Annotated in this window: 15 protein-coding genes; 5 read left to right on the forward strand and 10 right to left on the reverse strand. The window is 67.6% G+C overall.

The window, feature by feature from the left end:
• Nucleotides 1–4 precede the first annotated feature (4 nt).
• The 4 genes from IMZ29_RS06340 to IMZ29_RS06355 all read left to right on the forward strand — a co-directional run bounded on the left by IMZ29_RS06340 (nt 5) and on the right by IMZ29_RS06355 (nt 4,965).
• On the forward strand, nt 5–823 hold the full coding sequence (locus IMZ29_RS06340) for an IclR family transcriptional regulator (RefSeq protein ID WP_216181776.1): 819 nt from the start codon (nt 5–7) through the stop codon (nt 821–823).
• 44 nt (nt 824–867) lie between these two features.
• Nucleotides 868–2,454, forward strand: coding sequence for an AMP-binding protein (locus tag IMZ29_RS06345; RefSeq protein WP_216181778.1), 1,587 nt, complete (start codon nt 868–870; stop codon nt 2,452–2,454).
• A 34-nt stretch (nt 2,455–2,488) separates the two neighbouring features.
• Entirely contained in the window at nt 2,489–3,616 is a 1,128-nt protein-coding gene (locus IMZ29_RS06350) for an acyl-CoA dehydrogenase family protein (protein ID WP_216181780.1), read from the forward strand.
• Nucleotides 3,617–3,696: 80 nt separating this feature from the next.
• A complete protein-coding gene (locus tag IMZ29_RS06355) occupies nt 3,697–4,965 on the forward strand; it encodes an Hsp70 family protein (RefSeq protein WP_216181782.1) in 1,269 nt (422 codons plus the stop codon).
• 4 nt (nt 4,966–4,969) lie between these two features.
• Here the strand turns inward: IMZ29_RS06355 and xth are convergent, their stop codons facing one another.
• The 8 genes from xth to IMZ29_RS06395 form a co-directional block, all read right to left on the reverse strand.
• Nucleotides 4,970–5,749, reverse strand: a complete 780-nt coding sequence (gene xth / locus IMZ29_RS06360; protein WP_216181785.1) for an exodeoxyribonuclease III — start codon at nt 5,747–5,749, stop codon at nt 4,970–4,972.
• Between the two features lie 241 nt (nt 5,750–5,990).
• Nucleotides 5,991–7,628, reverse strand: a complete 1,638-nt coding sequence (locus IMZ29_RS23105) for a methyl-accepting chemotaxis protein (protein ID WP_305852511.1) — start codon at nt 7,626–7,628, stop codon at nt 5,991–5,993.
• A 252-nt stretch (nt 7,629–7,880) separates the two neighbouring features.
• Nucleotides 7,881–8,717 (reverse strand): tryptophan 2,3-dioxygenase, encoded by an 837-nt coding sequence (kynA, locus tag IMZ29_RS06370; protein ID WP_216181788.1) that lies wholly within the window; start codon nt 8,715–8,717, stop codon nt 7,881–7,883.
• A gap of 4 nt (nt 8,718–8,721) precedes the next feature.
• Nucleotides 8,722–9,999: a kynureninase gene (gene kynU / locus IMZ29_RS06375; protein ID WP_216181791.1), complete on the reverse strand. Its 1,278-nt coding sequence runs from the start codon at nt 9,997–9,999 to the stop codon at nt 8,722–8,724.
• A gap of 17 nt (nt 10,000–10,016) precedes the next feature.
• The gene (locus IMZ29_RS06380; protein ID WP_216181794.1) at nt 10,017–10,985 is read right to left on the reverse strand and encodes a Bug family tripartite tricarboxylate transporter substrate binding protein; all 969 of its coding nucleotides are present in this window, start codon (nt 10,983–10,985) and stop codon (nt 10,017–10,019) included.
• 13 nt (nt 10,986–10,998) lie between these two features.
• A complete protein-coding gene (locus IMZ29_RS06385; RefSeq protein ID WP_216181797.1) occupies nt 10,999–12,441 on the reverse strand; it encodes a M20 family metallopeptidase in 1,443 nt (480 codons plus the stop codon).
• 149 nt (nt 12,442–12,590) lie between these two features.
• Entirely contained in the window at nt 12,591–13,511 is a 921-nt protein-coding gene (locus IMZ29_RS06390) for a LysR substrate-binding domain-containing protein (protein ID WP_253206908.1), read from the reverse strand.
• Nucleotides 13,512–13,528: 17 nt separating this feature from the next.
• Nucleotides 13,529–14,716, reverse strand: a complete 1,188-nt coding sequence (locus IMZ29_RS06395; RefSeq protein WP_216181800.1) for an MFS transporter — start codon at nt 14,714–14,716, stop codon at nt 13,529–13,531.
• Nucleotides 14,717–14,882: 166 nt separating this feature from the next.
• On the opposite strand from IMZ29_RS06395, the gene IMZ29_RS06400 reads away from it, so the two are divergent.
• Nucleotides 14,883–15,254 (forward strand): secondary thiamine-phosphate synthase enzyme YjbQ, encoded by a 372-nt coding sequence (locus IMZ29_RS06400; protein ID WP_253206909.1) that lies wholly within the window; start codon nt 14,883–14,885, stop codon nt 15,252–15,254.
• Between the two features lie 5 nt (nt 15,255–15,259).
• Here the strand turns inward: IMZ29_RS06400 and IMZ29_RS06405 are convergent, their stop codons facing one another.
• The gene (locus IMZ29_RS06405) at nt 15,260–16,285 is read right to left on the reverse strand and encodes an NADP-dependent oxidoreductase (RefSeq protein ID WP_216181802.1); all 1,026 of its coding nucleotides are present in this window, start codon (nt 16,283–16,285) and stop codon (nt 15,260–15,262) included.
• Complete coding sequence (locus tag IMZ29_RS06410) at nt 16,282–17,268, reverse strand: NADPH:quinone oxidoreductase family protein (RefSeq protein ID WP_216181804.1); 987 nt, start codon at nt 17,266–17,268, stop codon at nt 16,282–16,284. Before IMZ29_RS06410 ends, IMZ29_RS06405 begins: the two co-directional genes overlap by 4 nt.
• Between the last annotated feature and the right edge of the window lie 71 nt (nt 17,269–17,339).

Below are 17,339 nucleotides of genomic sequence, written 5' to 3' on the forward strand. Positions count from 1 at the left end.
TCGCATGGACACAGAACTCGCCTCGATCGCGCGGGATACCGCGCCGGATGCCGAGATGGAATCTCGTCTCGTCAGCGCCTTGGCGCGCGGCGTCGCGGTGCTGCGCGCCTTCACGCCCGGCCGCCCCGAGCTCAGCTTGAAGGAGCTTGCCCTGGTCACCGGCCTGCCCAAGCCCACGCTCGTGCGGCTGGTGGACACGCTCTGTGAGCTGGGTCTGCTGCGCTATTCGGAGCGGCTGTCACGCTACGTGCCCGGGCTGGGCATGCTCACGCTGGGTGCGCCCGCGTTGGCGCGCATGACGGTGCGTCAGGTGGCACGCCCCCTGATGCAGGCATTGGCCGACCATATCCGCGGGCAGGTGGCCCTCATTGCGGGCTATCGCCACACGCTCACCTACGTCGAGATCGTGCACGGCGCGCAGAGCGTGCTCTTCCGCCCGGAAGTGGGTGGCAACATCTCGCTCTCGCGCACCGCGTCAGGCCGCGCGTACCTGCTGAGCCTGCCCGCGCAGGCCCGCGAAGCCTATCTGCTGCAGGGCCTGCGCGATTCCGACGGCAGCCGTCGGCCCTGGCTCGAGGCCCGTCTCGCCCAGGCCGAACGCGACATGGCCGAACACGGCGTGTGCCGCAGCCACGGCGATCTGCACCGCGAGATCGAGACCGTCTCCGTGCCATTTCGCGCCCCGGTGGACGGTGAGTTCTGGACGCTTGCGGCCTCCGTGGGCAAGTTCAATCTGCAGGGTGACGAACTGCTCCAGGACATCGGGCCGCGCGCCGTCACGCTGGTGCGCACCGTCGAGACGGCCATGAACATCGCGCCCTAGCGCCTCGGCGCCCCCATCGAATACCCCAGAACGAGGAGAAGACATTGACCGCATTGCAGACATGGGCCCGCGAGAGGCCCGATGACACGGCGCTCTACCTGCTGGATACCACAGGCGTCGCCCAGACCCGCACGTGGCGCGAGCTGGACGAGCGCTCCGCGCGGATCGCCCGCTGGCTGGTGGACCAGGGGCTGCAGGCCGGAGAGAACGTGGGCATCCTGATGGAGAACAATCTCGCACTCTTCGACATCGCCTGGGCGGCGCGGCGTGCGGGCCTGTACTACACCCCCATCAACATCCACCTCACGGCGGCCGAGGCGGCCTACGTGCTGAGCGATTGCGGCGCGAAGCGCGTCTTCACCACGGCGGCGATGGCGCCTTTGGCGCGCGAGATCGCCGCGCTGCGCGAGGATGACGCCATCCCGACCTACAGCGTGGGCGAACCGGTGCCCGGGCTACCGGCGCTCGAAGACGCCCTGGTCGACGTGGACGTGACGGTGCCGCTGCCCGAGCGGGCGCTGGGCCGCGACCTGCTGTATTCGTCGGGCACCACCGGTCTGCCCAAGGGCATCAAGCGGGCGCTCGTGCCGTTCGCCGATCGGCACAAGGAAGAGCCGGAAATGACGTCGTGGAAGAAGTCGTATGGCTTCTCCCGGGACACGGTATACCTGTCGCCCGCACCGTTCTATCACGCCGCGCCCTTGCGCTATCTCATGCGCACCACCGAGATCGGTGGCGTGGGCGTGGCCTTGCGCAAGTTCGATGCGCGCGTGGCGTTGAAGGCCATTCAGGACTTCCGCGTCACCCACAGCCAGTGGGTGCCGACGATGTTCGTTCGTCTGCTCGATCTGCCCGAGGACGAACGCCGCACCTACGACCTGTCGAGCCTGAGGGTCGCGATCCATGCCGCCGCGCCGTGCCCGGTGCACGTCAAGCGCGCCATCATCGATTGGTTTGGACCGGTGGTCTACGAGTACTACGGCGGCTCCGAGACGGTCGGGCTCACCGCGATCGACAGCCAGGACTGGCTGCGCCACCCGGGATCCGTGGGGCGTGCCATTCTCGGCCAGCTCCACATCGTGGACGAAGAAGGCAACGAGCTGGGCGTGGATGAGGTCGGCACGATCTATTTCTCCGGCGGCCCGCGCTTCGAGTACCACAACGATCCCGAGAAGACGCGCAAGGCCTACAACGACAAGGGCTGGGCCACGTACGGCGACATCGGCCACGTCGACGCCAACGGCTATCTGTACATGAGCGACCGGCGCGTGGACCTCATCCTCTCGGGCGGCGTGAACATCTACCCGGCCGAGATCGAAGGTGCGCTCATGCAGCACGAGGCCGTGGACGATGCGGCCGTGATCGGCGCGCCGGACGCGGAATTCGGGGAATCCGTGCTGGCCGTGATCCAGCTGCAGCCTGGCGTCGTCGGCGACGAGGCCATGGCCGAGGCGCTGGCCGCGCATTGCCGCGAACACCTGGCCGGCATGAAGGTGCCGCGTCGCTTCGTCTTCGACCATCCGCTGCCGCGCCTCGAAAGCGGCAAGCTCCTGCGTCGCCGCCTGAAGGATCACTTCCGGACGAACGCTCCCGGCGGCTTCGCCGTGCGCCGCAACAAGGCCGCCGCCTGAGCGGCGCCATTCAGAACCCTGAGGAGACAACCCCATGCGTACCGTCTTTCGCGACGATCACGAGCAACTGCGCGAATCCGCGCGCCGCTTCATGGAGCGCGAAGTCGCGCCCTTTCATGCCGACTGGGAGAAAGCGGGCATCGTCCCGAAGTCTGTCTGGCGCAAGGCCGGCGAGGAAGGCCTGCTGAACACGATGCTGCCCGAGCCCTATGGCGGGGGCGGCGATTTCGGCCACTCGGCCGTCATCTTGGAGGAGACCACGCGGGTGGGCGCGAGCGGGCTGGGCTTCTCGCTGCATTCGGACATCGTCTGCCCCTACCTGTATCGCTACGGCACCGAGGCGCAGCGGGATCGCTGGTTGCCCGCCATGGCCCGCGGCGAGCGCATCGGCGCCATCGCCATGACCGAGCCGGGTACCGGCAGCGACCTGAAGTCGGTACGTACCACCGCGCGCCTCGAGGGGGATCATTACGTCGTCAATGGCCAGAAGACCTTCATCACCAACGGGATGAATGCCGACCTCGTGATCGTGGTCGTCAAGACGGCCCCGGAAAAGGGCGGGCGAGGAATCTCGCTGCTGGTGGTGGAAGAGGGCATGGCCGGCTTCTCGCGCGGGCGCAAGCTCGAGAAGATCGGCCTGCTCGCGCAGGACACGGCCGAGCTCTTCTTCGAGGACGTGCGCGTGCCGGTGGAGAATCTGCTGGGCGAGGAAAACGCGGGGTTCGGCTACCTGATGCACGAACTCGCGCAGGAGCGTCTCATCATCGCACTGCGGGCCGCCACCTCCATCGAGACGATGCTCGAGCGCACTCTGCAGTACACGCGCGAGCGCAAGGCCTTCGGCCAGCCCATTGCCGATTACCAGAACACCCGCTTCAAGCTGGCCGAGGCCAAGGCCGAAGCCACCATGATGCGGGTGTTCGTCGATCACTGCCTCGAGCTGCATCTGAAGCGCGAGCTCACGCCCGAGATGGCCGCCATGGCCAAGCTCACGTCCAGCGAGATGCAGGGCCGGCTCCTCGATGCCTTCCTGCAGATGCACGGCGGCTACGGCTACATGAGCGAGTACGGCATCGGCCGCGCGTGGATCGATGCGCGCGTCATGCGCATCTATGGCGGCACGAGCGAGATCATGAAGGAGATCATCGCCCGCACGATGTGATCTGGCATGGACGAGGGCGGCGCGGGATCTGCGCTGGTCAGGTAAACTAGCCGGTTTTGCCCGCTCGCCCCGGACCGCCCATGATTACGTCTGCCTGCGGTGTCGACTTCGGCACCTCCAACTCGACCGTCGGCTGGTGCCGCACCCAGTGCCACCCCCAGGCAAGCCCGCTTCTTGCCCTCGAAGAGGGCAAGCCCACGCTGCCTTCGGCGATCTTCTTTCATGACGACGACGAGGACGTGAGCCACGGCCGCGCGGCGTTGGCCGATTACCTGGCCGGCTACGACGGGCGGCTCATGCGCTCCATGAAGAGTCTGCTTGGCAGCTCCCTCATGGATGGCACCACCGAAGTGCGCGGACGGCCCATGCCGTTTCGCGCGTTGCTGACGGCCTACATCCGTGAGCTGCGCGATCGCGCTCAGGGCGATGCCAAGCGCGTCTTCACCCAGGCCGTGTTCGGCAGGCCGGTGTTCTTCGTGGACGACGATGCCGCGGCCGACAAGCTCGCCGAGGATACGCTGGGCGAGATCGCGCGCGACGTGGGCTTTGCCGACGTCGCCTTCCAGTTCGAGCCGCTTGCGGCCGCCTTCGACTACGAATCCCGCATCCAGAGCGAAGAGCTCGTGCTCGTCGTCGACATCGGCGGCGGGACTTCGGACTTCTCCCTCGTTCGCCTGTCTCCGGCGCGCGCCCACCTGACCGAGCGGCGCGACGACATCCTCGCCAATGGCGGTGTGCACATCGGTGGCACGGATTTCGACAAGCAGTTCAGCCTGACGGCCGTCATGCCGATGCTGGGTCTGGGCGGCGAACTCGTGAGCGGCAAGCAGGTACCGGCCATGCCGTACATTCACCTCGCGTCCTGGCACACCATCAACAACGTCTATACGCGCAAGATGCAGGACATGCTGCGTCAGGTGCGTGCGGAAGCCGTGGACAAGGATCGCCTGGATCTGCTGCTGCGCCTGGTGCAGGAGCGTGCGGGGCATTGGCTGGCGCACCAGATGGAGCAGGCGAAGATCGGCGTGTCGGACAACGGTACGGCGGATGTGTCACTCGATCGGCTGGCGCAAGGACTGTCGGTGTCGCTCACCCGCGCCGACCTGGACCGCGCCATCGATCAACTCGTCACCAAGGTGGACGATACCGTCGGGACGCTGCTGACGGATGCGGGCATTCGCGCCGATCAGGTCGACACGGTGTTCTTCACAGGCGGCTCGAGCCGGGTGCCCCTGCTGCGCGAACGCATCGGGGCGCGTCTTGCCCAGGCACGGCACGTTGAGGGCGACGTCTTCGGCAGCATCGGCTCTGGGCTGGCGCTGGACGCGGCTCGCCGATTCCCGGCCTGATGCTTCAGAGTGCCAGCGTGGCGACCACCGGCGTGTGATCCGAGGGCTGTTCGTTGCGACGCGGCTCCTTGTCGATGATGCAGGCCTCGCACACCTCGCGCAGCGCTGGTGAGAGCAGGATGTGGTCGATGCGCAGGCCGGCATTGCGGCGAAAACCGAGCTGGCGGTAATCCCACCAGCTGAAGGATTTCTCCGGCTGCTCGAAGAGCCGGAAGGCGTCGCTCAGATCCAGGTCGATCAAGGCCTGCAGCGCTGCCCGCTCGGGCGGCGAGACCAGTACCTGACCCTCCCACTTGGCAGGATCGTGCACGTCACGGTCTTCGGGCGCCACATTGAAGTCGCCCAGCAACGCGAGCCGCGGATGCTGCGCGAGTTCGGTCACCATGTACTCGCGCAAGGCAGCATACCAGCCGAGTTTGTAGGGGTATTTCTCGCTGTCGAGCGACTGGCCGTTGGGGCAGTAGGCGCTCAGGACGCGCACGTCGCCCGCCGGCGAATCCAACGTGACGGCGATCAGCCGCTGGTGCGTGTCCTCGAAGCCCGGCATGCCGCGCACCACGTCGCGCGGTGCCGTGCGCGAAAGCACGGCCACGCCGTTGTAGGTCTTCTGGCCGGCAAACGCCGCGTGATAGCCCGCGGCCTGGATCTCGGCCACCGGAAACTTGTCATCCGTGAGTTTCAGTTCCTGCAGGCACAGCGCATCCACGGGATTGGCGGCAAGCCAATCCAGGACCTGGCCCAGGCGGATTTTGAGCGAGTTGACGTTCCACGTCGCGATTTTCATGGGGAACTGCATCCTTGATGAGAGCGGGGGATGGCAGGAGGGGCACCGGCTGACGATGGCCAGCGTGCGGACCACACTAACTGCAGGCAAGGAGGGCATGTTAACCGCCCAACGCACCGCCACCGGCGGTGCGTCGCCAGGCCGACTGGTATCGGCACGGCGCGCTCTACGTCTCGGGCGTGGGCGGGATGGGGACGTGCGCCGACTGGGTCGTGGCGCGCTGACGCAAGATGCCGCCCGGTCAGGCCGGCAATAGGCGCTGACCCGGGCCGCTCAGGGCCTTGGCGGCTGCCTCGACCACCATGCCCTGCATGTCCACGCGGAACGTGGCCACGCTCTGACGCAGGTGACGCGCCTGTTCTGCGACCGCCTCGGCCGCGGCGGCGGCTTCTTCCACGAGGGCAGCGTTCTGTTGCGTGACGGCGTCCATTTGTGTGACCGCGGTGTTCACCTGGCCAATGCCCTCGCTTTGCTCGTCGGAGGCCGACGCGATCTCGCCCATGATGTCGGTCACGCGCGCCACGGCGCGCACGATGTCGTCCATGGTGCTGCCGGCCGAGGCCACGAGCTCAGAGCCTGCGGCCACGTGCTGCACGGACGTCTGGATCAGCTCCTTGATTTCCCTGGCGGCCGTGGCGCTGCGCTGGGCAAGCGTGCGCACCTCACCGGCCACGACCGCAAAGCCACGACCTTGCTCACCGGCGCGGGCGGCTTCGACAGCAGCGTTCAGGGCCAGGATGTTGGTCTGGAACGTGATGCCCTCGATCACCGACAGAATCTCCGCGACCTTCGCGGAACTGGCGGAAATGTCCTGCATGGTGGTCACGACGCGACCGACCACATCGCCGCCCGCTGAGGCGATGTCCGAGGCGCGGGTGGCGAGCACACTGCCTTGCTTGGCGTTGTCGGCATTCTGCTTGACGGTGGCGGTTAGCTGCTCGATGCTCGCGGCCGATTCTTCGAGCGAGGCGGCTTGCTCTTCCGTGCGCTGGGATAGGTCGGCGTTGCCCTGGGCGATCTGTGCCGAAGCACTGGAGATCGATTCGGTGGAGCCCTGGATATCGGAGACGATGGCGTTCAGTTGCCGGCGCATGGCCTCCAGCGCGGCGATGAGGCTGTTGCGATCGCCCTGGGAAACGGGCACCTGCACGGCTAGGTTGCCGTTGGCGATCTCTTGTGCGACGTGCTGGGCGAGTCGCGGCTCGCCACCCAGTTGACGCAGGATGCTGCGTGCGATCAGATAAGCCATCACCAGCCCGAGGAGGGCGCTCAGACCTCCCGTGAAGACGAGCGCGTTGCGCAGGTGAACGTAATGAACAGCAGCGCCATCCGAGGCGGCCTTGCTGATGGTCTCCTCTTCGGTGCTCAACGCAGCGAGCGCATTGAGCCAGTCGCGCTGGGCCGGACGAACCGTGGTCATGAGCGTCCGGATCACGGCATCGGCATCGCCTGCGCGGGCCTGTTGCACTGCCCGGGTGAGTCCAGGAAGCGTCGCAGCCTCGGCGCGCTGGATCTCGCTCATCAATCGGCGCTCGGTGTCAGTCGAGTGCACGTTGTCGTCGTCACCCGTGTCGGCGATCATGAGGCCCAGGCGCCGCGCGGCCTCGGTGTACACCTGATGCTGGCGCTCCATGCGTTGCAGCTCTTCCTCGCGCAACGCGCTGTCGTCGACCAGCGCGGCGTTGCGAATGGCGATGCCGCGGTCCAGCACGGAAGTGCGCATGATGCCTACGAGGCGGGTCTGTTCGCCGTGCACATCGACGACGCGGGAGAGATCATCTCGCATGTCCGCCATGCCCCACAGCCCCAGGCTAGAGACAACCAGCAGACCGAGCAGGAGGAGGCCGAAGCCTGTAGCCAGACGGGTGGATACCTTCATTGGATTCACGATGACCTCGAGGAAGTGACGAACGTTGTCGGGTTGTATGATGAATAGGACCGCCCAGTTCGTATTAACGTCGAATTAGCCCGCGACTTTATGTCGGTATCAATTGGGAACGCCTGTGGAGTGGGTGTCTCGATCGTGATGCGTCGTGATGTCGGTTAATCTGCGACAGGGACGTGCCTTGTTGGCACAAACGGGATAAAAAAAGGCCGGCGATGGCCGGCCTTTTTGGCGTGCTTGGCTCGATCAGAGCTCAGTGCGCAAGCGCCAGATCTCGGGGAACAGCACGACGTCGAGCATCTTGCGCAGGTAGCTCACGCCTCCCGTGCCGCCGGTGCCCCGCTTGAAGCCGATCACGCGCTCCACGGTGGTGACGTGCCGGAATCGCCACAGACGGAAGGCATCCTCGATATCGGTGAGCTTCTCGCCCAACTGGTAGAGATCCCAGTACTGCTGCGGGTGGCGATAGACGGTGAGCCAGGCATCCTGCACGGCCTCACTGAATTCGTAGGGTTGGGTCCAGTCGCGCTCGAGTCGGTCCTGCGGGACGGGCAGGCCATGTCGCGCCATGAGGCGCAGCGCCTCGTCGTACAGCGACGGCGTGCGCCACGCGGCCTCGACCCGGGCGTGCAGCTCGGGCCGGTGCGCGTGGGGCTTCAACATGGCCGCGTTCTTGTTGCCCAGGGCGAATTCGATGCAGCGATACTGCGCACTTTGAAAGCCGCTGGAATTTGCGAGATAGGGCCGCATCGCGGTGTACTCGGGCGGCGTCATGGTGGCGAGCACCGTCCAGGCGCCCACGAGCTGCTCCATGATGCGCGTGACGCGCGCCAGCATCTTGAAGGCGTTCGGCATCTCGTCGCGCGTGACGCAGGCCGTGGCCGCCGTGAGCTCGTGGAGCATGAGCTTCATCCAGAGCTCGCTCGTCTGGTGCTGCACGATGAAGAGCATCTCGTCGTGCGCAGGCGACAGCGGGTGCTGCGCGCTCAGGATCTCATCGAGGTGCAGGTAATCGCCATAGCTCATGTCCCGGCTGAAGTCGAGCTTGGCCTTCTCTTCTTGGACAATGCGTTCGTTGCTCATGATGTCAGGTCACCGCGGCCTTCTGGTGGAAGCGCTCGTCACGCCACTCCTGGCGTTCGAGGACTTGGACGAGGTGCTCGACGGCATCCCAGACGTCGACGAAGCGTACGTACAGCGGGGTGAAGCCAAAGCGCAGGATGCCGGGATCGCGAAAATCGCCCACGACGCCGCGGGCAATGAGCGCTTGAACGATGGCATAGGCGCCTTCGTCGCGCAAGAGGCTCACTTGGCTGCCGCGCTCGGCATGCGCGAGCGGGGTCTGCACGGTGAGGCCGTGACCCGCGCAGCGGGACTGGACGAGATCCAAGAAGACATCCGTGAGCGCGAGCGACTTCTCGCGCAGGGCCGCCATGCCGCCGTGCGGTTCGGCGGCGAGCACGGTGTCCACGCCGCATTCCAGGGCCGACAGTGCGATGGCCGAGGGCGTGCCGCTCAGGAATCGGGTAATGCCGCCGGCGGGCCGGTAATCCGTGGTGAAGGCGAAAGGCGCCGCGTGACCCATCCAGCCGGCAAGCGGCTGCCAGGCGGCGTCGGCATCGAGCTGGGCCGCCACGCGCGGATGCACCCAGGCGAAGGCCGGTGCACCGGGCCCGCCGTTCAGGTACTTGTACCCGCAGCCCACGGCGAAATCGGCATCGTCGGCTTCCAGCGCGAGCGGCACGGCGCCGGCCGAATGCGCCAGATCCCAGACCGTGAGCGCGCCGGCTGCGTGCGCGGCCGCGGTGATGCGCCGCAAGTCGTGCTGACGGCCGGTGCGGTAATTCACCTGCGTGAGCATCAAGACGGCCAGCGTGTCGTCCAGCGAGGCATCGATGCCATCGTGCTCGACCAGGCGCAGCGTGAAGCCGTGCTGGCGCGCGAGGCTCTCGGCAATGTAGAGGTCCGTCGGGAAGTTCTCGCGTTCGGACACGATCACCGTGCGCTTGGGATCGCGGGCCCGCACCAGGGCGAGGGCGACCGACAGCACCTTGTAGAGGTTGAGCGAGGTGGAATCCGTCGCCACGACCTGGCCGGGGCCGGCGCCGATCAGCCGTCCAATCTTGTCGCCCACGCGCTGCGGTTGCGTGATCCAGCCCGCCTTGTTCCAGCTCTGGATGAGATCCTGGCCCCATTCCTGGCGGATCACGGCCTGGACGCGGTCCGGCGTGGCGCGGGGCAGCACGCCCAGCGAATTGCCGTCGAGGTAGATGGTGCCGTCCGGCAGCTCGAACTGCGAGCGAAGTCCTGCCAGGCGATCCGCGGTGTCCCGCTGGATGCAGTCCTCGCGCGTGAGCGTGTGCATTGCTTTAGTCCTGAAGTTTATTCCATGGTGATATTAGACCGCCGCGCCACTTCCGCAAACTGCTTGAGCTCGCGCTCCATGCGCTCGCGGAAACCCTCAGCGTCCACCAGCACGGGATCGAGACCGTTCGTCACGAAGCTCTCCTTCACCTGCGGGTCTTCCATGGCCGTCTTCACCGCGGCATAGATCGCGTCTAGCACAGGTGCGGGCGTGCCGGCCGGTGCGGCCAGCGCGTACCAGCCCACCATGGAGGCGTCGCCGATGCCGAGCTCGGCATAGGTTGGCACGCCGGGCAAAGAGGGCGACGGGCGATCGCCGGTGACGGCCAGGGCGCGCACGCTGCCGGCGCGCGCTTGCGGCGCGGAGGCCGCGATCGTGTCGAAGCTCAAGGGCACCTCGCCGCCCATCAGGGCGGTCATGGCCGGGCCGCTGCCGCGGTAGGGCACAGGCGTGAGCGAGACCTTCAGCGTCTCGGCGAACATCGCACCGGCCAGGTGCGGCGCCGAGCCGCTGCCAAAGGTCGCGTACATGCCTTTCTGGGGATCGCTCTGGAAGGTCTTGACCAACTCCGGCACGCTCTTGATGCCGCTCTGATTGCTCACGAGCAGCGCGAGCGGGGCATCGGCCACGATGGCGATCGGCGCGAAGCTCTTCAAGGGGTCATAGGGCAGATCCGAGCGCAGGGCCGGCACCACAGCGTAGGTGGACGAGCCCGACAGCAGCAGGGTGTAGCCATCCGGCTTGGCGGCAGCAACGGCGCGCGCGCCAATGGCGGTGGCCGCGCCCGGGCGATTCTCCACGAGCACCGCTTGGCCAAGCGCAGGCTGCAGCTTGTTGGCCAGCAGGCGCGCCACGATGTCCGTCCCGCCGCCGGGCGGGAAGGGGACGACGATCGTGACCGGCTGCGCGGGCCACGGCGCGGCCGCGGCAGCGGTCCCAGCGAACGCGCTGGCGGTGAGAAGAGCGAGAGTGCGAACGGGCGTCATGCGGAGGATTCCTTCAGGCCTGCGAGGGGGAATGAGCGGATGAGGCGGCGTGGCGCAGGTGCGCCTGACGGACGGTATCGCCGGTGTCACCCAGGGCCCAGAAAAGGCCGGCCATCATGGCCAGCCCTTCGCGGGCGACGGGCTTGAGCATGTGCTCGTCGGCGGCGTGCTGCCCACACGCGCCATAGGAATGCGGCACCCAGAGCGTGGGCAGGCCCAGATCGTTGGCAAAGATGTCGTTGGGCAAGGACCCCCCCAGGTTCGGCAGCAAGGTGATCGGTTGGCCAAGGGCTTGCGCCATCGCGTCCATCGCCCAGGACACCCAGGGCGAGGTCGGGTCCAGCCGGGTCGCAGGTGCGCGCATTCCCACCTCCAGGGCCACGTGCGAGAAGCCGTGCGCATCGAGGTGCGCCCGTACTCGGTGCGGCACATCGTTGACGTCAGTGCCCACCACCAGGCGCATCTGGCACCACGCGGTCGCGCTGCCGGGGATCGCGCCGACCGGGCGTCCGGGCGTGCCGGCGGTCATGGCAAGCACCTCCAGGTCGTTCCACCCGATCACGCGCTCGATGGGCGTGAGTCCGGGCTCGCCCCAGTGCGCGTCGACCGCGGGATCGTTGGCGCCGCCACCCAGCGGCACATCGCGCAGCGCCGCACGAACGGCCTCTGGCAGGCTGTCGGGCCGCAATCCGGCGACAGCCAGACGGCCATTCGCATCGACCAGGCTCGCGATCGCGTGAGCCATCTCGATGGCGGGATTGGCGAGCGCGCCGCCCCAGTTGCCCGCGTGATAGCCGCGCTCGCGGCGCTGCAGCGTGAGGGTGAAATTGATGGCGCCGCGCGAGCCCAGAAAGAGCGTGGGCCGCTCGGCCGCCACGCGGGGGCCGTCGCTGGCGATGAACAAATCCGCCGCCAGGGCGTCACGGTGCGTCTGGCAGATCTCGCGCAGCCCCGGCGAGCCGGCTTCCTCGCCCATCTCCAGGAGCACGCGTACATTGAAGCCGAGCCGGCCCTCGCGCGCCTGGAGCACGGCTTCGAGCGCGGCAAGATTGACCGAGTGCTGACCCTTGTTGTCGGCCGTGCCCCGACCGTACCAGCGGTCGCCTTCGTCGGTCAGCGTGTAGGGGGCGAGGCCGTCGCGCCACTGTGACGCATGACCGCGCACGACGTCGCCATGCCCGTACAGGAGGACGGTGGGCAGGGAAGGATCTTCGATGCGCTCGGCAATGATGGCGGGCAGACGCGGATCGATCGGGTTGGCGATGTCGAGCACGGTGAAGCCCAGGCCGGCGAGGGTGGGTCGCATCTCCTCGTCGAGATAGGCGCGCAATGCCGCTGCTGCGGCGTCGGGCTCCTCGCTCTCCGTCACATAGGCGACGCGGCGGGCAAGCGCCGTGGCAAAACGGCCAGAGTCCAGCGTCTGGACGGCGAGGGCGATAGCATGGTCTCGTGACATGAACAGGCGTCGAAGCAGAATGCGAGGAATGTACGCCGCGATCTTGCATTGCCACAATCATCGATTGTCGAGGTAGCCATTGCCGATTCGGCAAGGCAAAAGTGCGCCACCCTGGCCTGCGCTCACTTGCGCGGCCCTGCGTTGCAGGATCAGTTCGCGTCCAGCGGCGCGTCCAGACGGGCGATGAGGAACTGGAGGAAGTGATCGGCAGCGGGCGGCAGGGTGCGGCCCTGGAGCACCTGCAGCGTGAACTCGCGCGCCGGCAGGAAGCGTTCCTTGAGCGACACGGCAACGAGTTCGCCATCGGAGGGCAAGTGGCGCAGCGAGACTTCGCTCAGCAGGGTGAGGCCGCCGCCCGCGAGCACGAAGGCGTGCAGCGTGGACATGGCGTTCGTCTCCAGCGCCGGCTCCAGCACGACGCGTTGGCGTGCACAGGCCGCATCCAGCACCTGCCGCAGCGTCGTGCGCCGATCCGATACCGCCAAAGGGTAGGCGGCGATCTGGCGCAAGGTGAGACTGGCGTGCCGCGCGAGGGGGTGATCGGCACGCATCACGGCCTTGGCCGTGGCACGCTGACGGTAGACCACACGGATGTCCGCGGCAGGGGCGAGCTGGTAGGCCACGCCAATGTCCGCGTCGCCCTCGCGCACCCGCTCGGCGACCATGTCCGCCGTGACCATGTCCAGCGTGAAGGCGATATCGGCGTAGCTCTGCCGAAACGCCGCCATGGCGCGCGGCAGCAGGTGGCTCGCGAAGCCCTCGGAGGCCACGACGCGCACCTGGCCGGCGTGCAGATCCTGCAGGCCGAGCACGTCCTGCATGGCGCGTTCGGCCTCCTGGTCGGCCCGGCGGGCGTAGCTCGCGAGGATCTCGCCCGCGGGGGTGAGCACCATGCCGCGCGGCAGTCGATCGAAAAGCCGTTGCCCGACGCTGCGTTCCAGCCCGGCCACTTGACGACTGATCGCCGAGGCGGCGACATGCAGCGCGCGCGAAGCCCCGGCGAGAGAGCCGTGTCGCGCGACTTCCAGGAAGTAACGCAAGGCGGTGCTCTGCAGGCTGGAGATACGCATCGTGGACTTGGGCGGGATCACCGCGGCGGCGTGTCGTGGGGGAGGTGGCGCCAAAAGAGGGCGGCGGCGACCCAGCCCAGCGCGCCGATGGTGGCAATCGCCGGGCCCAGCGAGGCGAGGGCGGTGATGCCGGCCAGCAGCGCCGGCCCGCCGCTGCTGCCGATGTCCGAGAGCAGACGCCAGATGCCGAGAAAGCGCGTGCGCCCCTGCACGGGGGCCGAGTCGGCGGCGAGGGTCATGACGATGCCTGAGCCGATGCCGTTGCCAAAGCCGAGCACCAGGCAGACGAGGACGAAGGCCACAGGCGCGCTGGTGAGGGGGATGAGCATCAGGGCGGCGCCCATCAGCGCTACGCAGGGCACCGCCACCCAGACGCGGCCACGCTCGTCCATGATCTTGCCGGCCGGGTAGAACACTGCCATGTCGATGGCGGCCACGAAGGCGTAGATCAACGAGATCACCGTGGCTTCCAGGCCGAGGTGGTCGGCCCACAGCGGCACCACGACCTGGCGCGAGGCGCGCAGCACGCTGACCAGCACGACCCCCAGGCCGAGCGTGGCGAGCACCCGTCCGTGGTCGCGCATGAGTTGTACCGTGCTCGGGCCGCGCTGACCCGGGGCGCTGCGCGAGCTGCCGCTTGTGCCGAAATCCGCATAGGCGTAAGCAATGACGCCAGTACCCACCATGCCGAGCAGTGCCACCCAGTACGCGCCGGACAAGCCGAGCCACTGGATGAACCCTGCGCCCAGCAGAGGGCCCATGAAAAACCCGATGCGGGTGGTACCCCCGAGGGTGGACATGGCACGCGCGCGCATGGGCAGCGGCACGGCTTCGGTGAGGTAGCTCTGGCGGGCGAGCAGGAAGACGGCGGAGGCCATGCCCACCATGAAGACGCCCGTGGCCAGCATTGCGATGTGGGTGGCCGCGAGGCACAGCAACAGTGCGAGCACGCCGAAGACGGCGGCACCCATCATGGCGCGGCGCTCGCCCACGCGGGCGGCCAGCGCCGCCGCCGGCAGGTTGCTCACCAGCGAGCCGATGCCCATCAAGGCGGCGATCATGCCGGATACCGCCACCGAGGCACCCAGATCCCGCGCCGTGAGCGCGGTGACCGGCAGGGTCGCCCCCGTGGAGAGGCCGTACAGCAGAGACGGACCGAACGCCGGGACGGCGATGGCGCGCAGGTTGAAGGGGACGTCGCTCATGAGGCGCCTGGCGCAGCGTGGCCTTGCCTGGGCAAAGGGCCGATTTTAGCCCTCGCAGGCGTGTCGGGCGAGCGCGGCCATGCGATGATGGCGGCATGCCCGCCGAATCTTCCGTTGGCCTGCGCATTGCGCAGGACCGCCTCGACATCGACACCCCGGCCGGGGTTTGACCGACATCACGCCCGCGCTGGGGCGCATCGTGCGCGCCAGCGGCATACAGACAGGGCTCGCCCAGGTCTTCGCGCAGCACACGAGCTGCTCGCTCATCATCACGGAGAACGCGGATCCTGCCGTGCATGTGGATCTGCAAGCCTACTTCGCCCGCCTGGTGCCGGATGGCGATCCCCGCTACCAGCACGATGACGAAGGCCCCGACGACATGCCGGCACACCTGCGCTCGGTGCTCACCCAGACGTCATTGAGTGTGCCTGTGACGGGCGGCCGGCTGGCATTGGGCACCTGGCAGGGGGTGTATCTCTGGGAGCACCGGTCACGGCCGCACCATCGCAGCGTGGTCGTGACCGTGCTCGGGCAGTAGGGCCGCTAGACCAGCCGCACCAGCTGCTTGCCGAAGTTGCGCCCGGCGAGAAGACCAATGAAGGCCTCGGGGGTGGCATCCAGGCCCTCGGCAATGGATTCGCGGTACTTCAGGCGCCCCTCGGCGAGCAGGCCCGTGAGTTCGCGCACCGCCTCGGGCCAGATGTCCAGATGGTCGGACACGATGAAGCCTTCCATCCGAAAGCGCGCCACGAGGAACATCACCGGATTCTGGATGGCACTCTTGGCTGCCTCGCCCGGCTTGTTGTTGTAGTCGCTGATGAGGCCGCACACCGCCACGCGCGCGAACGTATTCAGCCGGCCGAGCACGGTGTTGAGGATGTCGCCACCCACGTTCTCGAAGTAGCCGTCGACGCCGTCAGGCGTGGCCTCCTTGATGAGCCGGGCGAGTTCCTTGGGCGTCTGGGCGGCCTTGTAGTCCACGCAGGCATCGAAGCCCAGCTCTCGCACCACGTAGTCGCACTTCTCGGGGCCGCCCGCGATGCCGACGGCGCGCATGCCGTCGGCCTTGGCGAGCTGGCCCACGACGCTGCCCACGGCGCCGCTGGCGGCGCTGACGACCACGGTCTCACCCGCCTTGGGGGCGATGATCTTGCGATAGCCATACCATGCCGTGACGCCGGGCATGCCGGCGGGCCCCAGAAAGGCCGAGAGCGGCACGCGGCTGTCGTCCACCTTCTGCAGGATCTTGGCGTCAGCCACGCCGTATTCCTGCCAGCCGAGGTTGCCGACGACCTTGTCGCCCACGGCAAAGCCCGGGTCCCGGGAGGCGATGACTTCGCCCACCGTGCCACCCACCATGGTCTCGTCCAGCGCCTGCGGATTGGCGTAGGAGCGGCCATCGTTCATGCGCCCGCGCATGTAGGGATCGAGCGAGAGGTAGTGCACGCGCACGAGCACCTGGCCCTCGGCGGGTTCAGGCACGTCCACGGTCTCGAAGCGGAAGTTGTCCGGTGTCACGGCCCCGTCGGGACGTGAGGCGAGCACGATGCGGCGATTGCGGGTCGTCATGCCTTGGCTCCCATCTCGATGACCACCTTGCCGGTGACCTTGCGGTTCATCATGTCCTCCAGCGCACGCGCCCCCTCGGCGAGCGGGTAGCGGCCAGAGATGTGCGGCTTCAACTTGCCCTCGCGCACCAGGGCGAACATGTCTTCGACGTCCTTGGCGAAGTGCGCCGGCTCGCGCGCGGTGTAGTTGCCCCAGAAGACGCCAATGATCGCCGCCCCCTTGAGCAGAGCGAGGTTGAGCGGAAGGCGAGGGATCTCGCCATTGGCAAAGCCGATGACCAGGTAGCGCCCGCGCCAGGCGATGCTGCGGAACGCCGGCTCGGCGTAGTCGCCGCCCACCGGGTCGTAGATCACGTCCGGGCCCTTGCCATCGGTCAAGGCCTTCAGGCGCTCGCGCAAGTCCTCGGTGCTGTAGTTGATGGTCTCGTCCGCCCCGTTGGCGCGGCAGATGGCGAGCTTTTCGTCCGTGGAGGCCGCAGCGATCACGCGTGCGCCCAGGGCCTTGCCGATCTGGATGGCCGACAGGCCCACCCCGCCCGCCGCACCAAGCACCAGCAGCGTCTCGCCCGCCTGCAGGGCACCGCGATCCTTCAGAGCGTGCCAGGACGTGGCGTAGGTGAGCAGGAAGGCCGCGGCCGTGTCGAAGCCCACGCCCTCCGGGATCGGCACGCTGCGCGCGGCGGGCAGGGCCACTTTCTCCGCGAACGAGCCGTAGGTCGTCAGGCCGAGCACGCGGTCGCCCACCTTGCGGTCGGTCACGCCGTCGCCCACGGCGCTGATGACGCCCGCCATCTCACCGCCCGGCGCGAAGGGCAGTTCCGGCTTGAACTGGTATTTGTTCTGGATGATGAGCACGTCTGGGAAGTTCACCCCGGCGGCCTGCACGTCGACGACGACTTCGCCCTTGCCGGGCTGAGGGTCAGCCACGTCGGTGAGGCTCAGGGTGTCCGGCAAACCATACTGCTTGCACAAAAGCGCTTTCATGGAACGTCTTCCTCCAGGTCGTTTGCGGCCGGGAGGCCCGCGTGGACCATCCCGGATTTTCTAATTATCGA

This window comes from Verticiella alkaliphila (genome assembly GCF_018904615.1).
In the GTDB taxonomy this organism is placed as follows: Bacteria; Pseudomonadota; Gammaproteobacteria; order Burkholderiales; family Burkholderiaceae_B; genus Verticiella; species Verticiella alkaliphila.

Bases quoted from the DNA above. Each gene is read 5' to 3' on its own strand.
- IMZ29_RS06410 (WP_216181804.1), bottom strand. From the start codon at position 17,268: ATGAAAGCGCTTTTGTGCAAGCAGTATGGTTTGCCGGACACCCTGAGC.
- IMZ29_RS06385 (WP_216181797.1), bottom strand. From the start codon at position 12,441: ATGTCACGAGACCATGCTATCGCCCTCGCCGTCCAGACGCTGGACTCT.
- kynU (WP_216181791.1), bottom strand. From the start codon at position 9,999: ATGCACACGCTCACGCGCGAGGACTGCATCCAGCGGGACACCGCGGAT.
- IMZ29_RS06380 (WP_216181794.1), bottom strand. From the start codon at position 10,985: ATGACGCCCGTTCGCACTCTCGCTCTTCTCACCGCCAGCGCGTTCGCT.
- IMZ29_RS06405 (WP_216181802.1), bottom strand. From the start codon at position 16,285: ATGACGACCCGCAATCGCCGCATCGTGCTCGCCTCACGTCCCGACGGG.
- IMZ29_RS06355 (WP_216181782.1), top strand. From the start codon at position 3,697: ATGATTACGTCTGCCTGCGGTGTCGACTTCGGCACCTCCAACTCGACC.
- kynA (WP_216181788.1), bottom strand. From the start codon at position 8,717: ATGAGCAACGAACGCATTGTCCAAGAAGAGAAGGCCAAGCTCGACTTC.
- IMZ29_RS06350 (WP_216181780.1), top strand. From the start codon at position 2,489: ATGCGTACCGTCTTTCGCGACGATCACGAGCAACTGCGCGAATCCGCG.
- xth (WP_216181785.1), bottom strand. From the start codon at position 5,749: ATGAAAATCGCGACGTGGAACGTCAACTCGCTCAAAATCCGCCTGGGC.
- IMZ29_RS06390 (WP_253206908.1), bottom strand. From the start codon at position 13,511: ATGCGTATCTCCAGCCTGCAGAGCACCGCCTTGCGTTACTTCCTGGAA.
- IMZ29_RS06340 (WP_216181776.1), top strand. From the start codon at position 5: ATGGACACAGAACTCGCCTCGATCGCGCGGGATACCGCGCCGGATGCC.
- IMZ29_RS23105 (WP_305852511.1), bottom strand. From the start codon at position 7,628: ATGAAGGTATCCACCCGTCTGGCTACAGGCTTCGGCCTCCTCCTGCTC.
- IMZ29_RS06395 (WP_216181800.1), bottom strand. From the start codon at position 14,716: ATGAGCGACGTCCCCTTCAACCTGCGCGCCATCGCCGTCCCGGCGTTC.